Consider the following 13,727-nt stretch of genomic DNA (forward strand, 5'->3'; position numbering starts at 1 on the left):
CATTCTACTTCGACCGGACCGGCGCACAGAGCCTCTTCCGGAACTGTATGATCTGAGTGTCGGGGGCGCATGAGCCAGGGAGATCTACTTCACGTCGTTACGGCAGACGACATCTCCGACAGTCGAAAGTTGTTCGGGCGGGCTATCGTTTGGGGTTCGGCCCTCGTCGTCGCTCTCGTCGCGGCCGCCCAGACGGCCCAGCATGCCGGCCTCATGGAATTCGGCTTCAGCAACTGGCGGCCGACCCTCTTCGCCTACATCCTCTGGTCCATCTGCCTCTGCTGGAGCCAGGTCCTGATCCGCGGCGAGCACGGCAAGCGCACGCTGTTCGTGCTGCCTGCGGCCCTCTTTGTCGTGTCGCTGACCGTCTTCCCCATCCTGTTCGGGCTGATCATCGCCTTTTCGAGCTGGAACCTCGCGTCCCCGCTCGGCCGCCAGTTCAACGGGCTCGACAATGTCCGCCAGATGTGGAGCGACCCGTTCTACTGGAACGCGCTGCGCAACATGGTCTGGTACAGCCTCGCCATCCTGGTTGAATACGCGGTCGCCTTCGGACTTGCCCTTCTGCTCAATGCCGAGATCCGAGCCCGGAAGTTCTTCCGGATAGCCTTTCTTCTGCCGCTGATGCTGTCCCCGGTGGCGGTGAGCTGGATGATCGGCAAGTCGATGCTGGAAATCCGCTTCGGCCCGATCGCGCGCTTTGCCCGTTGGATCGGTTGGGACAGTCCCTCCTTCTTCGGTTCGCCGGAGATCGCGCGCGCCACCATCATGCTGCTCGATGCCTGGACCTTCATCCCCTTCATGATGATCATGATCCTTGCCGGCCTGCAGGCCATTCCCAAGGAACTGACCGAGGCTGCACGCGTCGACGGCGCCGGGCCGTGGAAGACCTTCTGGGAGATCACCTTCCCACTGATGCTGCCGGTCTCCATTACCGCGATCCTGATCCGCATCATCTTCAAACTGAAGCTGGCCGACATCGTGATCAACCTCACCGCGGGCGGGCCGGGCGGCGCCACCGACACCGTCACCTCGTTCATCTTCCGAGAGTACCGCGACCGCTCCAACGTCGGCTACGGCACTTTGCTGGCGATGGTCTATCTGGTCATCATCATCATCACGATGACCATATTGATGAAGGTCGCCGACCGCTTTGCGAGGCCACGGACATGAGCGAAGCGATCTTCCGTGACAGCGAGGCCGACCTGGCCTTCCGCACCCGGCGGCTTGCCGGCAAGGCCGTCATCTACATCCTGCTGATTGCCTGGGCGATCGTCTGCCTGTTTCCGATCTACTGGACCGCGACGACCAGCTTCAAGATCGCGCCCAACGTCATGCAGGGCGCCCTGATCCCCTGGGTCGACTACACGCCGGCCTGGCTGGGCTGGCGGTCGCTCGGCATGTCGCCGGACACCATCGGCGCCGAAAGCACGGTGCGCGACGAGTTCGTGAAGCGGTTCTTCAACTCCGCAATCACCGCCGTCGCATCCTCTTCCATCGCCGTGGTACTTGGCTCGCTCGCCGCCTACGGCCTGTCGCGCTTTTCCTACAAGTTCGGCTTCATGCGCAATTCCGACATTTCCTTCTTCTTCCTGTCGCAGCTCATCCTGCCGCCGGTCGTACTCGCCCTGCCCTTCCTCGTCCTCTACAAGCAGCTCGCCCTGCTCGACACGCGGGTCGGCCTGATCCTGCTCTATACGCTGACAGTGCTCCCGATCGTCATCTGGATCATGCGCGACCAGTTCGAGTCGATCCCGACGGAGCTGGAAGAGGCGGCCCTCGTCGACGGACTGTCGATCTGGGGCGCCTTCTTCGCCATCATCCTGCCGATCGCGCTGCCGGGAATGATTGCGGCCTTCATCCTCAGCCTCGTGCTGACCTGGAACGAGTATTTCTTCGCCGCGCTGCTTACTTCCACCCACGCCAATACCCTGCCGGTGATGGTCGCCTCGCAGACCGGCAGCCAGGGCATCAACTGGTGGGCGATGGCCGCTCTTTCCTTCGCCGCCATCCTGCCGCTGATCGTGATCGGCGTGGTGCTGGAGCGCTACCTGATCAAGGGAATGACCGCCGGCGCCGTGAAATAGGCTTTCGACCACTTCTTCAGCAGCAGGCCGCCCAGGCGCTCCGCTACGCCGAGCGGCAGGACGAACGGCCGCTGCTCCCCCTCGCCGTGCGGATATGGCCTGGGAACATGCGTTCGTAGCGCGCAGCTATTCCATGTTCGTGTGTCGGGCCCGCATCGCCTCGGCCGATATGTCGAGCGTGGTCTTGAGCCTGAGCACCATCACTTCAAAGAGCAGGAAGAGCGCGCCTTCGAAGACCGAGCCCATCGGAAGCACGGAGGTCTTGCGGGCGCCCTGGTCGTCAGCCATGGTCTGGGCAGGGATGGTCAGCGTGAAGTCGGCCAGTGCGGCTGCGCTCGCACCGGGCTGCGCGGTGACCAGCAGGTTTTTCGCCCCGGCGGCCTGCGCGACCTTCATCAGCGTAAGCACCGTTCCCGTTTCGCCCGGACCCGAACTGGCAAGGAACACGTCGCCCTGACCGAGCGGCGGCATGGTCATGTCGCCGACGACAGAGACCGGCAGGCCGAGATGGAAGAGCCGCATGGCAAACCCGTTGATTTGCAGGGCTTCACGGCCACAACCATAGACGCCGATCCGCCGGGCAGCGGCGAGCATCCGGCAAGCATCTTCGACCGCCCGCCCATCGACGCGGTCCAGCACGGCACCTAGTTCCCCGAGCGCCTGGCCGAAGAGATCGCCTGTGGTATCCGCCATGCTTCAACTCATCCTTGGGCCTGCGCAATTCCGTCGGGCCACGCGCATGCACTGATCGAAAGGGGCTGCCAATTTCACGATGCTAGCAACCGTCAAATTGCCTGTCCAACGCTCCGCAGGCGCAACGGCAGATTGCCCGTCGCAGCTGATCGCGATGCGTCATCGTGCAGCAACTTCCGGAACGTCGGCAGAACTGCTTGGATCACACGGCAAGGTCAGGTGCGCCGTATCTCGGCACTACAAGCCCTCGAATGTTCTCTCGTTGTCGTTCACTGCCTGCGGCTTCCTAGCGTCCATGCGCGTGATGACTGGCCGCTGCGGCCGGTCCGAGCCGAAACGTGGACAGATATTTTGTGCGAATCTTCCGCAAGTCGAACAGCATTCAGTAAGAGCTTTTGTTAAGTCGAGAGAAAGCGCTTTTTCCTAGATTGCCGGTTCCGATCAACCAGTCACAGAAGTTGACGGAAGTGCTGTAACACGTGGATTAGGAGTTTCCACATGACTGACATTATTGCACATTTCGTTAAGGATGAATCCGGCGCGACAGCTATCGAATACGGTCTGATCGCTGCTCTTATCGCTCTGGCCATCATGGTCGGCGGTGGCGCCGTCGGCAACTCGCTCAACGCCAAATTCAGTTCCATCGCCACAAAGCTGAACGCGACCAACTAACCGCTGTCGGGCATATCCGGCAACGACCAGAATGGGGCCTCTCCAACCGGAGTGGCCCCTATTTTTGTCTGGGGTTCTAAAATGCCCTCCAGGCGGAGTGCGATGTTCCACCGGGTTGATCGACAGAAATCAACTGCCGGCTCATCGTTGTTGCAGCTTCCGCCGTGGCCGAGTACCGACCGCTGCGTTCAGCTTTTCCGTATCCCAGCGAAATGAACTTGGCGCCCATGGATCGTCGGTCCGGATCAGCCAGCGCTGTCCTGGAGGGCAAAGAGCCGTGGCCGAAAAGTCCCCTGGTGGTGGAGCCAGTTTGAAGCGAACCCGTCTCCGGTCCGATTTCCCGGTTAACCCGACAAAAACCGGGAAATCTGCGAAAGATAATCGATATCGAAGGAAGTTGAAGCGAAAATGCCAGTCAATTCATGCCTTTAGCATTCAATTCGCGTTGATGCCTAACCGGGAATTGTCTCAACGAAAACCGGGAAATTTCTTGGGGAAACCGGATAGTGTAAGCTGATTGCAGATCCAACCTGAAGCTCGGACGATAGTTCTGTTGACCGCTCGATATGGCAATCGTCTAGCCCCTAAATGTAGACGTATTGACATCCCACCGCGGCGCAGTTAGTGGCAGAAATGCGGGCGCGAACTGAAGTTCGTTGTAAGTCTGCTTGAAGACCGAAAGTGGTCACTTAGAACCCTGAGTGGTTCGTTTGTCTTACGGCTCACCACTGGTAGTGAGTCCTGCGCCACAGGGGCGGCAAAAATCCTGAGACATAGCCCATCCTTTCGCGGTGGGCGCTTTCTCCGATCTTGAAAAAGTAGATGTACGCATTCGCGAGTCGAATGCCGGGTCTTCTCGTCAAGACCAAACCATCAATGTTCCGCGGCGCTGTGCGCGCGGACAACCGCCGAAGGCATGCCATGAAAGCTCCCGAAAACGACCAGGTCACTCCTCACGTAAGAGTAAGAACGAGGCAAGTGCCGCCGAGAGTCGATACCGCAGAAATGCCGAAGCTGGCCTCCGTGATTGAGCAGATTGCTGTCGGACTTCTCGTTCCCTATGCTGGCAATGCCCGTAAACACGATCAGCGCCAGATCACAAAACTTGCTGGAATAATCCGGAAAGTCGGGATGCAGGTCCCGCTCCTGATTGATGAGAAAAACGAGATCATCTCCGGACACGGGCGATTGCTCGCGGCCAAGCAGATCGGGATGAGCCATGTCCCGGTCATTCGAGTCAGTCATCTCTCGCCAGATCAGATCAAAGCCTTCCGGATAGCGGACAATCGCTTGGCGGAACTGAGCACTTGGGACGACAAAGCGCTTGCACTGGAGTTCCAGCACCTCGTGCTTTCCCTCGACGATCCAGAAATCTTGGAAATGACCAGCTTCGAGATTGGCGAGATCGACGCCCGGCTCGAGATTCTCGACGAGGTTCCCAAACAAGATCCTGCCGATGAGATCATTGGGCCCGCCGAAGGTTCACCGGTCTCGAAATTGGGCGACGTCTGGGTATTGGGAAACCATCGACTGCTGTGCGGTTCATCGCTCGATGAGGCGAGCTACATAGCCTTGCTTCAAGGCGAGAAAGTCCGCGCTGTATGGAGCGACCCTCCCTATAATGTCAAAATCCAAGGTCATGTCAGTGGTCTGGGCAAATCCCAGCACCGTGAATTCGAAATGGCATCTGGCGAGATGAGCCACGCCGACTTCACCGCGTTTCTTGCCCGATACCTCGACCTGACTAAATCCCACTCCGTACCAGGGTCCCTGCACTACTCGTGCATGGACGCCATGCACACCCACGAACTGTTGACTGCGGCGCGGCAGGCTGGCTTGCGTCTCAAAACTACCTGCACCTGGGCCAAGACCAACGCCGGGATGGGTAGCCTGTACCGGCAGCAAACAGAATTCGTGCACGTGTTCAAGAACGGCGAGGATTCCGTTCCCCACATCCACAACATACAGCTTGGCCGCCACGGCCGTTACCGCACGACGCTTTGGACCTATGCGGGCGTAAACTCGTTCCGACGCGGCCGGAACGAAGACCTAAATGACCATCCCACGGTCAAACCCTGGGCGATGGTCGCCGATGCGATCAAGGATTGCACCGGCCATGGCGAAACCGTTCTCGACGCGTTCTGCGGTTCGGGAACCACCATCATTGCCGCTGAAAAGGTTGGACGGAAAGCGTACGGGATCGAGCTTGATCCGCTCTATGTCGACGTCTCCATTCGTCGTTGGGAAAAGCTGACCAAACGCCGGGCAGTCCATGCAGAAACGGGCCTGACTTTCGCTGAAACCGAAGACCGTCTGCATGAAACGAGCGCCTCGAACGGAGCCCCAGAGACGGCAAATACAATCAACGCAACACTGGAGTCGTAGTCATGACTAGTCGTAAAACGTCAATCTTGTCTGCGGTGCTGGCCCCGGAAGTCCGCATCCCCGGGCACGAGCTGCCGGCTCTTATGCAGTCGGCCACACAACTGAAAGACACCGCGAGTCCGTCCGTCGATATGCCGACTGTTCGTGTGCGATACAGGACTCGACCGGCTCCGGTCGGCGAAGCCGGACATCGGCCTGCGTCACCGGTAGAGGATGCAAGGGACGCCAACCAGTCCCCTCGCCCGATAGAAAGCGTCAAGCAAGCTGAATACGTCGTAGGTTACTGCCGGCCGCCCAAGGTCACCCAATTCAAGCCTGGCAACAACGCCAATCCACGCGGACGCCCGAAAGGATCCAAAAATCACCGGACGATCCTGTCCGAGGAGTTAAATGTAAAGGTGTCGGTGCGAGAAAACGGCCGCACGAAAAAGATGTCCCTGTATCAGATCGGAATGCGCAAACGCGCGCGCCACTTTGCCGATTCCGTCGACCCAAAATATCTGTTGGTGTTCGACAAGATACTAGGCTCTACAGCTTCCACCTCCGCAGCATATTCCGATCCTTCACCGTTGGCCCCAGCCAGCAAAGTCGCAATGCTGGATTGGTATTTCGCAAAACGCATGAGCGAAGCGAACGGTCCGGGCACAGATGAGCCCGAAGACGACAGTCATACCGAAGATGAAAACAATGCCATCGATGCTGACGATACCGACGATAACGGCAAATGACCCAAAGCCCCGAACTGTTTCGAGAACTCCAACGCCACGAGTTCTTCGCTTTCTATTGGACAATGTTCGAGTATCTGCATCCCGGACAACGGTTCCTGTCGGCCTGGCATGCCGAAGCAATCTGCTACGCGCTGTCAAACGTCGCTGCAGGTAAGACAAAAAGGCTCGCCATCACCGTCCCTCCTCGTCACGGAAAGTCCCTTTGTACTTCCGTGGCCCTGCCAGCGTGGATGCTAGGACATGACCCTTCGCTCAAGATCATGGTCTCCAGCTATGGCGGCGATCTTGCCTCAAAACACGCACAGGGCTTTCGCGAGGTTCTGACCTCGGACTGGTACAAAGCGCTGTTTCCCAGCACGCGTCTGGCAATTGGTGGAAACAGGATGGAAGAACAGATCACCACGCGGCAGGGTGGTCGAAAGGCAATCTCTCTGGGAGGCGCTGCAACAGGCTTCGGCGCCGATTTGATCATCGTCGATGACCTCATGAAGGCCGACGATGCCAATTCCCCAGCCGAGCTTCAGCGCGTCAGAAATCACTATGAGCAAACACTCGTATCGCGATTGAATGACAAGACGGACGGTCGCATCATCGTCATTCAGCAGCGACTCCATGAAGACGATCTTCCCGGTTATCTCATGGCAACGAACCGCTTTCAGCAACTCAATCTTCCAGCAATCAGCATCCGGGACGAACTGATAGCGATCGGACCCAACCGCAGTAAGAAGCGTCTCAAGGGCGAGCCCCTATGGCCTGAGCGTGAGCCCCTTGAGACGCTCAACGCGATACGCATCGAAATGGGCAACGCCGCCTTTTCGGCGCAGTACCAGCAGGATCCGACACCTCCCGGCGGAAATCGGATCCGCTGGGAGTGGTTTGGTACGCATTCCTTTGGCCATGGCGACCGTGCCGATTTCCAGCACATCGCTCAGAGTTGGGATACTGGCGGAACAGCCGAGCCCAGTAGCGACTTTTCGGTCGGCACCACTTGGGGATACCATGATCAGAAGTGGCATTTGCTCGATCTTGTCCGCCAGCGCTTTGACTTCCCCGAATTGAAGCGTCGCGTGCTCTTGGAAGCTAATCGATGGAGGGCAGACATGATCCTGATTGAACAGGCTGGCTCAGGAATCTCGCTCATTCAGCAACTACGACACGACGATCCTCGGCAAAGATACTCCGGCATCACACCACGCGTCGGCAAAGATGCTCGTGTAGAAGCGGAGACCGCGCGACTTGAAACAGGGAATTATCTCGTCCCAACGGAAGCACCGTGGCTCGATACCCTGCGTCAGGAGCTACAGGCGTTTCCAAACGGCCGTTACGACGATCAGGTGGATAGCGTAATTCAATTCGTAAGCTGGTCTGCCTCTCGACGAGGAGAAGTCTTCGAACGTGATCCACGTACTGGGCGTAGATTGCGTATCAACAGACCAAAGTTCACACATCGCCGAGAATAGGCCCAACAAGATAGCCCTGAGCCGAATAGCCGGACTAATGTTGGTGGCGGGCATCCGACTGGTCGGCCCAATACGTCCAGCAGTGATCACATGGCGCGCCCCGGCAGACCCAGGTCATTGCGAGAACCGAAAGCACAATCGCGTCGCATCAACCTGAGTAGAGCGCGTCAACTCGAATCGAACGGAGAATGTGGAGAACCGATGTGCTTAAGAAGTGACCAGTCGACGGGAAATCTCGACCGGCTGATGGCCATCTTCGTCAACGGTGGAGCCATTTCGCTCATCGGAACGGGCGCTGATGAGCTTTGCTCCGACCGGGCTGCCGTCGCTTCGGTCTTCAAACGCAATTTCCGGGATGCGACGGCTTCTCGCTTCGAATGGGGCTGGAAGGACGTCGCTATTTATGGCGACACGGCGGCTGTCGCGATCGCTCTCGTAATTCATCTGACCGTCGATAACGAGGCCATCAAGGTGCCGGTCCGCTGGACTGTGTCACTCGTCCGAACGAGTGAAGGCTGGCGATGGATCGTCGACATGCGTCTGTCGCCGCCATCTCCCAAGACGAGGGCTATGCCTATCCAGCCTGAGAAAGGTAGCTGGTCGGCCGGATTATCCGCTCAGCTCTTAACCGGCCCATCCTCGCAGATATCACGTCACCGCCAGAAGCCGGACATCGGAATTGTGAGTACACGTCTCAATATGTCGTCAGATCGGTGGGAAGACGACATTCATGAGTGCTTAAGTTTTGCTATACCACTTAGAGAAAGACATAATGCTGGCGGCCTCGTTTTCTGCCGACTATCTAGGGTCGCCCGGGACCTCGGACCCACCTGTTCTCCCATCACCGTGACGATTCTTCGCCGCTCCGGGTCATCGGGCTCATGCGAGCGGCCATAGAGCTGTCTACGACCCCCCCCCAGGCCGGAACTGCGCAGGCCTTCTGGAGGAGATGATGTCAGCAGTGCTCGCCGCCTCTGCGAGATCCTGCTTGCGTCGCTGCCCGACCGCGGCGGACCCGAAGGGTTGTATATAATCAACGAAGTCTGGCCAATATAACTGGTGCCGAGGGATGGTGGATGACTAGGGACAAACCGCTAGTCAGTCCCAACAACAGTGCCGCGCCATACGGCAGGGGGCACACCAACAACCTTCTTAAATGCCCGGCTGAAGGCCGCTTCCGATGCATAGCCGATCTCGCGTCCCACCGCTGCAACCTTAGATGAGCTGTCGGCGAGTAACCGAGCAGCGATCTGCATACGCCAGAGCGTTAGGTACTGGATCGGTGCATAACCGATAAGATGCGTGAAGCGAGCAGCCAACGCCGCGCGCGACATGCCAGCGCGGCTTGCCAGTTCCTTCAGAGTCCACGGATATGCGGGCTGCTCATGGAGCATTACCAGAACCTTACTGATCGACGCGTCTCGCAGTCCCGAGAGCCAACCGGTCGCTTGGGCGGGTAAGGCCTCAATATGGCGGCGCATTACTTCCACGAAGACCAACTCGCTCAGTCGAAGCCGAATGATCTCGCCGCCGACGCGCGGCCTGCGCGCTTCGACAAGGGTGAGATCGATGAGGTGGCTGAGCAGGTCGTCATTTCCGGTCTCCGATCGCCTGATGAGAAGAAGGTGCGGCAAGGTCGAAAGTACGGGATTGAAAGGCTGCATGTCGCAACCGAGAAAGCCGCATACGAATTCGCTGCGCGGCTCTCCGCCACCGCCTTCTTTGTTCACAAAGGGTAGCCTGCCTGCCGCCATCTCGCGGAAATAGGCCATGGTTGCATCGGCATCGAACTCGGGCAGCTGGTTTGGCTCACTGAGCATTAGATAGGGGTCGCCGTGCGGAAAGACCAGAACGTCGCCCGCTTCGAACCAGGTAGAAGCGACACCGGGCACGGTAGCCCATCCCGCTCCCGTAAGAATGATATGATAGGAAACCACATGCTGCGCACGCGGCAGGATAACGGGGGCGAAGGCCCGGGCGCGTGGCACCTCCATGCCCCAAGGAAACGACGCGTCGACTAAAAAGAACAGCGCTCCGGTCAGTTTTACCGTGCGTAGCACGTCCGAGAGCGGGTCGGTGCCCCGGCATGAAGCCGGTTCTTCCGCCATAGATGCGTCGCCTGAACCCGCCGCATCCGGTGCTATGGACGATGCGGCAAGCAAGAAAGACTTATAGTCATGGGCCTGCGGCATGCCGCAAGGATAACCTGCGCGCACCGCCGTATCCAGCGGTTATGTCCGTTGACCGTACTGCGCGGAGGAAAGAATACATGGCTCCACTCGATGAAGTACGCGATCCTGCCGAAATTTACGATACCCGTTTCGTACCGGCGCTGTTCGCCCAGTGGGCACCGGTCGTCGCCGCCGAAGCGGACGTGCGCAAGGGCGACCGCGTGCTCGATGTGGCCTGCGGCACCGGCGCGCTGACGCTCGCAGTGGCCAAGATCGTCGGCACGAACGGTCATGTCGTCGGGCTGGACGCCAATCCGCAGATGCTGGCGGTAGCGCGGCGCAAGTCCATAAAGATCGAATGGTTGGAAGGCATGGCCGAAGCCTTGCCACTGCCGGACAAGAGCTTCGACGTTGTTGTCAGCCAATTCGGGTTGATGTTCTTCGACAACAAGTCGCAGGCGCTCCGTGAAATGATGCGGGTACTGAAACCGAGTGGGAGGCTATCGGTTGCCGTGTGCGATTCCGTCGAGAACTCTCCAGGCTACGGCACATTCGCGCTGTTGCTCGACCGGCTGTTCGGACGTCAGGTGGGTGACGCCTTCCGCGCCCCGTTTAGCCTCGGCGATACAGGGCGGTTGCATGAAATCTGCCGCGAAGCCGGTATCGAGGATGCCGAGATCGTACAGCGGAACGAAAAGGTACGCTTTGAGTCAGTTGACGCGATGGTATCGACTGAGCGAGCTTGCGTGTGGACGCTCGGGGGTGTGCTCACGGACGATCAGTTCGAGCGACTTCTTTTGGAGTCGGAAAGGGCCCTCGGACCATTCACCACCGATAGTCGCGCCATCGAATTCGACATGCCGTCGCTTATCATCAGAGTAAAGAAGCGCTAGGGTCAAGACCTATAAAGGGATTCCTTGAATTGGCCTGATGTGATTCACCTTCTCCGAAAGGAGGCGAGTAATGGATCGGGCCCATTTCTGGCTGACAGACATGCAGTTCGCGAAGCTAAGTGTCTGAATCAGAATGACCGCCGCTTTTTCAGGTCCTTGCGAGCCTTCGGGTGAGCATGCGGATGTTCGCGATGAAGACCCAGGCCTGTGCGGATTCGGTGGATCCTCGAAGTCCTTTGCAAGCCTTCGGCATCTGCCGAGCCATGCGAAGGTCCGCTCAACGATCCAGCGGCGCGGCAGGACCTCGAAGCCCTTTGCGCTGTCCGACCGCTTGATGATTTCCATCGTGAACATGCCGACCCTTTGTAAGGCGCCCCGCAGTTCGGCCCGGCATAGCCGCCATCGGCGAAGACGTGGCGCAGCCACGGCCAGCGCTTGAGGATGGCCTTCAGGACGGCTGGCGCGCCGTCACGGTCCTGGATGTCGGCGGCGTGAACGTACACCCACCATTCCCGACGAGGTGCGGGAGCGGATTGTCGAACTCGCCCTGAACAGGCCCGAGCTCAGCCCACGGGAACTGGCGACCACGTTCACCGACACGCAAGGCTATTTTGTCTCGGAACCGTCCGTCTATCGCCTGCTCAAGGCGAATGACCCGATCACCAGCCCGGCCTTCATTGTGATCAAGGCCGCAGATGAGTTCCAGGACAAGACGACGGCGCCCAACCAGCTCTGGCAGACCGACTTCACCTATCTGAAGGTCATCGGCTGGGGCGTGCTGACGCACCCACCTGTCGACCATCCTTGACGACTTTTCCCGCTACGTCATCGCCTGGAAGCTGTGCACCACCATGAAGGCCGAGGACGTCACCGACACTCTGAACCTTGCGCTTGTCGCATCAGGCTGCGATCGGGCAACGGTGCGTCAGAGGCCACGCCTGCTATCGGACAATGGACCTTGCTACATCGCCGGCGAACTGGCCGACTGGCTGCAGGATCGGGACATCGATCACACCCGTGGGGCTCCCAACCATCCCCAGACCCAAGGCAAGATCGAACGTTGGCACCAGACGCTAAAGAACCGCATCCTGCTCGAGAACTACTTCCTGCCAGGGGACCTCGAATCGCAGATTGGCAGCTTCATCGAGAACTACAATCACCGGCGCTACCACGAGAGCCTCGACAATCTTACCCCGGCCGACGTCTACTTTGGACGCGGCCAGAGCATCCTGTTGCAACGAGAAAGGATCAAGCGAAAGACACTCGAACTGCGGCGCTTGCAGCATCGCAAAGCCGCTGCCTAAAATGCCAACCCAGATGAGCCAGAGCCTCCACTAAGTCAGGCCGCCAGACGTCTCAATTCATCTGATGACGGACACCATTCTTGTCTGCCGACACGCCTTTCTCCGCGGCGCCTTGCCACTTAACCCCCTATCGGCGGCTCTCGACACCGTCTTCTTCTCGACATCGCTGGCCTCTGCCAGATACTCGTCCTGAAGACGAGGGGGTGTCGCTCAACCGTCGAGCCAATATGCGCGAAAGCAGCCGAACTTGCGCGGTAACGCGAGCCGCCGCGCGGCATCAAAAGCGATTTGCGAATGCGTAGCGATGACGTGCGGCAAAGAGTCCTCTGCGCTGACGGTCGGGATGAAAGTGTACCCACTGCTGTGGGCACTCAGCCGCAATTCCTCGTAATGTCTCTCGAAGCCATTCGAGATACCGCTCCTGGTGTAACGCCATCCGTTTAGGCATGAGCTGCGCAGAATCTTCGAATACATCTGGGCGCTGGCGGTTCTCATGGTCGCTTCGGAAATCGGCTTGTACGGCATCGGCATATGTTCCGACATGCAGCGCCCTACTGATAGGCCCGACATCAGCACCGCGGCCAACAGGCCTGTCAAAAACTTCCTCATCTGTGCCCCCTATGGACGATGATACGCACAGAGCGACACATTAGCCACAGCCAAAGCCGCCATGAAGCGCGCATACGCGAGGCGACCGTCGACTTTGCGCTTCAAGGCGGTCGTTCACCACCCTGCGGACGTCCTGTTTTCGCGGTTTGACACCTTGCGGCAGCACATGTGATCGAAACCATCGGAGATGCCTATATGGTCGCGACAGGTCTGCAGGGCAGCGTCGCGGACCACGCGAGAAATTAACCGACCTTGCGTTGCGGAGGTAGCACGCGTTCGGCGAATCCCGGCAGGTCACAAATGCGGATCTAAAGATGCGGATAGGCGTGCATGTCGGCTGGGCGCCCCTTCCGCCAGAAGATCTTGCCCTGGGTCTGCGGATGAGGCGGAGCGCCGCGGACATGGCTCATGCCGTTGGCGTCGATCCATTCGGCGAGCTAACTGGCAATGTAGGATGGCCCGTTGTCGCTGAGCAGTTTTGGCTTGTGCAGCATCCTGGCGCTGTGACAGTCTGAAGCCGTAAGCGCCAGTTCCAGCGTATCGGTGACGTCCCCTGCGCGCATGGTCGTGCACAGCCTCCAGGTTCCCCTCAAGACGGCGAAGCGCATGCAAGCGATGATCGCCTGCCTTGGAGCAATCCGAGGCGACGCTGATGTGGCTGCCCCGCCTCGGTCAATGGATCGTGACCTCTTTGTGGATCGTCAGATGCTATAGTCGGGCATTCA

11 protein-coding genes and 3 pseudogenes are annotated in these 13,727 nt (G+C 58.9%); 9 read left to right on the top strand and 5 right to left on the bottom strand.

Annotated elements, in window-relative coordinates; all coding sequences use genetic code 11:
• Nucleotides 1-69 precede the first annotated feature (69 nt).
• Both ACT2BZ_RS03385 and ACT2BZ_RS03390 read left to right on the top strand, forming a co-directional pair.
• Nucleotides 70-1,173, top strand: a complete 1,104-nt coding sequence (locus ACT2BZ_RS03385) for a carbohydrate ABC transporter permease (protein WP_457939282.1) — start codon at nucleotides 70-72, stop codon at nucleotides 1,171-1,173.
• Nucleotides 1,170-2,087, top strand: coding sequence for a carbohydrate ABC transporter permease (locus ACT2BZ_RS03390; RefSeq protein WP_457939284.1), 918 nt, complete (start codon nucleotides 1,170-1,172; stop codon nucleotides 2,085-2,087). The genes ACT2BZ_RS03385 and ACT2BZ_RS03390 overlap by 4 nt, the downstream gene beginning before the upstream one ends.
• 126 nt (nucleotides 2,088-2,213) lie before the next feature.
• On the opposite strand, the gene ACT2BZ_RS03395 is transcribed toward ACT2BZ_RS03390, so the two are convergent.
• Entirely contained in the window at nucleotides 2,214-2,780 is a 567-nt protein-coding gene (locus ACT2BZ_RS03395) for an SIS domain-containing protein (RefSeq protein WP_457939286.1), read from the bottom strand.
• A gap of 498 nt (nucleotides 2,781-3,278) precedes the next feature.
• Between ACT2BZ_RS03395 and ACT2BZ_RS03400 the strand changes: the two genes are divergently transcribed.
• The 5 genes from ACT2BZ_RS03400 (at nucleotide 3,279) to ACT2BZ_RS03420 (ending at nucleotide 8,922) form a co-directional block, all read left to right on the top strand.
• Nucleotides 3,279-3,452: a Flp family type IVb pilin gene (locus ACT2BZ_RS03400; RefSeq protein WP_457939288.1), complete on the top strand. Its 174-nt coding sequence runs from the start codon at nucleotides 3,279-3,281 to the stop codon at nucleotides 3,450-3,452.
• An 822-nt stretch (nucleotides 3,453-4,274) separates the two neighbouring features.
• The gene (locus ACT2BZ_RS03405; RefSeq protein WP_457939290.1) at nucleotides 4,275-5,837 is read left to right on the top strand and encodes a DNA methyltransferase; all 1,563 of its coding nucleotides are present in this window, start codon (nucleotides 4,275-4,277) and stop codon (nucleotides 5,835-5,837) included.
• Nucleotides 5,838-5,839: 2 nt separating this feature from the next.
• Entirely contained in the window at nucleotides 5,840-6,565 is a 726-nt protein-coding gene (locus ACT2BZ_RS03410) for a DUF5681 domain-containing protein (RefSeq protein ID WP_457939292.1), read from the top strand.
• Nucleotides 6,562-8,025 (top strand): phage terminase large subunit, encoded by a 1,464-nt coding sequence (gene terL / locus ACT2BZ_RS03415; RefSeq protein WP_457939294.1) that lies wholly within the window; start codon nucleotides 6,562-6,564, stop codon nucleotides 8,023-8,025. The genes ACT2BZ_RS03410 and terL overlap by 4 nt, the downstream gene beginning before the upstream one ends.
• Before the next feature lie 246 nt (nucleotides 8,026-8,271).
• On the top strand, nucleotides 8,272-8,922 hold the full coding sequence (locus ACT2BZ_RS03420) for a nuclear transport factor 2 family protein (RefSeq protein WP_457939296.1): 651 nt from the start codon (nucleotides 8,272-8,274) through the stop codon (nucleotides 8,920-8,922).
• A 197-nt stretch (nucleotides 8,923-9,119) separates the two neighbouring features.
• Here the strand turns inward: ACT2BZ_RS03420 and ACT2BZ_RS03425 are convergent, their stop codons facing one another.
• Nucleotides 9,120-10,133 carry an AraC family transcriptional regulator gene (locus ACT2BZ_RS03425; RefSeq protein WP_457939298.1) on the bottom strand — a complete coding sequence of 338 codons (1,014 nt, stop codon included), beginning with the start codon at nucleotides 10,131-10,133 and terminating at the stop codon, nucleotides 9,120-9,122.
• Between the two features lie 161 nt (nucleotides 10,134-10,294).
• Between ACT2BZ_RS03425 and ACT2BZ_RS03430 the strand changes: the two genes are divergently transcribed.
• Nucleotides 10,295-11,089: a class I SAM-dependent methyltransferase gene (locus tag ACT2BZ_RS03430; protein WP_457939300.1), complete on the top strand. Its 795-nt coding sequence runs from the start codon at nucleotides 10,295-10,297 to the stop codon at nucleotides 11,087-11,089.
• A 148-nt stretch (nucleotides 11,090-11,237) separates the two neighbouring features.
• Here ACT2BZ_RS03430 and ACT2BZ_RS03435 read toward each other — a convergent pair.
• A pseudogene (locus ACT2BZ_RS03435) lies at nucleotides 11,238-11,586 on the bottom strand (transposase); the annotation flags it as partial.
• Nucleotides 11,587-11,597: 11 nt separating this feature from the next.
• Between ACT2BZ_RS03435 and ACT2BZ_RS03440 the strand changes: the two are divergent.
• A pseudogene (locus ACT2BZ_RS03440) lies at nucleotides 11,598-12,393 on the top strand (transposase); the annotation flags it as partial.
• A 210-nt stretch (nucleotides 12,394-12,603) separates the two neighbouring features.
• Here ACT2BZ_RS03440 and ACT2BZ_RS03445 read toward each other — a convergent pair.
• Together ACT2BZ_RS03445 and ACT2BZ_RS03450 are read right to left on the bottom strand one after the other, a co-directional pair.
• On the bottom strand, nucleotides 12,604-13,002 hold the full coding sequence (locus ACT2BZ_RS03445; protein WP_457939302.1) for a hypothetical protein: 399 nt from the start codon (nucleotides 13,000-13,002) through the stop codon (nucleotides 12,604-12,606).
• A 359-nt stretch (nucleotides 13,003-13,361) separates the two neighbouring features.
• Nucleotides 13,362-13,583: pseudogene (locus tag ACT2BZ_RS03450) on the bottom strand (IS3 family transposase); the annotation flags it as partial.
• Nucleotides 13,584-13,727 lie beyond the last annotated feature (144 nt).

It is taken from the genome of Mesorhizobium sp. 10J20-29 (genome assembly GCF_054130485.1).

Excerpts from the sequence above, each read along its gene's own strand:
- ACT2BZ_RS03385 (WP_457939282.1), top strand. The coding sequence starts at position 70 with ATGAGCCAGGGAGATCTACTTCACGTCGTTACGGCAGACGACATCTCC.
- ACT2BZ_RS03390 (WP_457939284.1), top strand. The coding sequence starts at position 1,170 with ATGAGCGAAGCGATCTTCCGTGACAGCGAGGCCGACCTGGCCTTCCGC.
- ACT2BZ_RS03395 (WP_457939286.1), bottom strand. The coding sequence starts at position 2,780 with ATGGCGGATACCACAGGCGATCTCTTCGGCCAGGCGCTCGGGGAACTA.
- ACT2BZ_RS03400 (WP_457939288.1), top strand. The coding sequence starts at position 3,279 with ATGACTGACATTATTGCACATTTCGTTAAGGATGAATCCGGCGCGACA.
- ACT2BZ_RS03405 (WP_457939290.1), top strand. The coding sequence starts at position 4,275 with ATGTACGCATTCGCGAGTCGAATGCCGGGTCTTCTCGTCAAGACCAAA.
- ACT2BZ_RS03410 (WP_457939292.1), top strand. The coding sequence starts at position 5,840 with ATGACTAGTCGTAAAACGTCAATCTTGTCTGCGGTGCTGGCCCCGGAA.
- terL (WP_457939294.1), top strand. The coding sequence starts at position 6,562 with ATGACCCAAAGCCCCGAACTGTTTCGAGAACTCCAACGCCACGAGTTC.
- ACT2BZ_RS03420 (WP_457939296.1), top strand. The coding sequence starts at position 8,272 with ATGGCCATCTTCGTCAACGGTGGAGCCATTTCGCTCATCGGAACGGGC.
- ACT2BZ_RS03425 (WP_457939298.1), bottom strand. The coding sequence starts at position 10,133 with ATGGCGGAAGAACCGGCTTCATGCCGGGGCACCGACCCGCTCTCGGAC.
- ACT2BZ_RS03430 (WP_457939300.1), top strand. The coding sequence starts at position 10,295 with ATGGCTCCACTCGATGAAGTACGCGATCCTGCCGAAATTTACGATACC.
- ACT2BZ_RS03445 (WP_457939302.1), bottom strand. The coding sequence starts at position 13,002 with ATGAGGAAGTTTTTGACAGGCCTGTTGGCCGCGGTGCTGATGTCGGGC.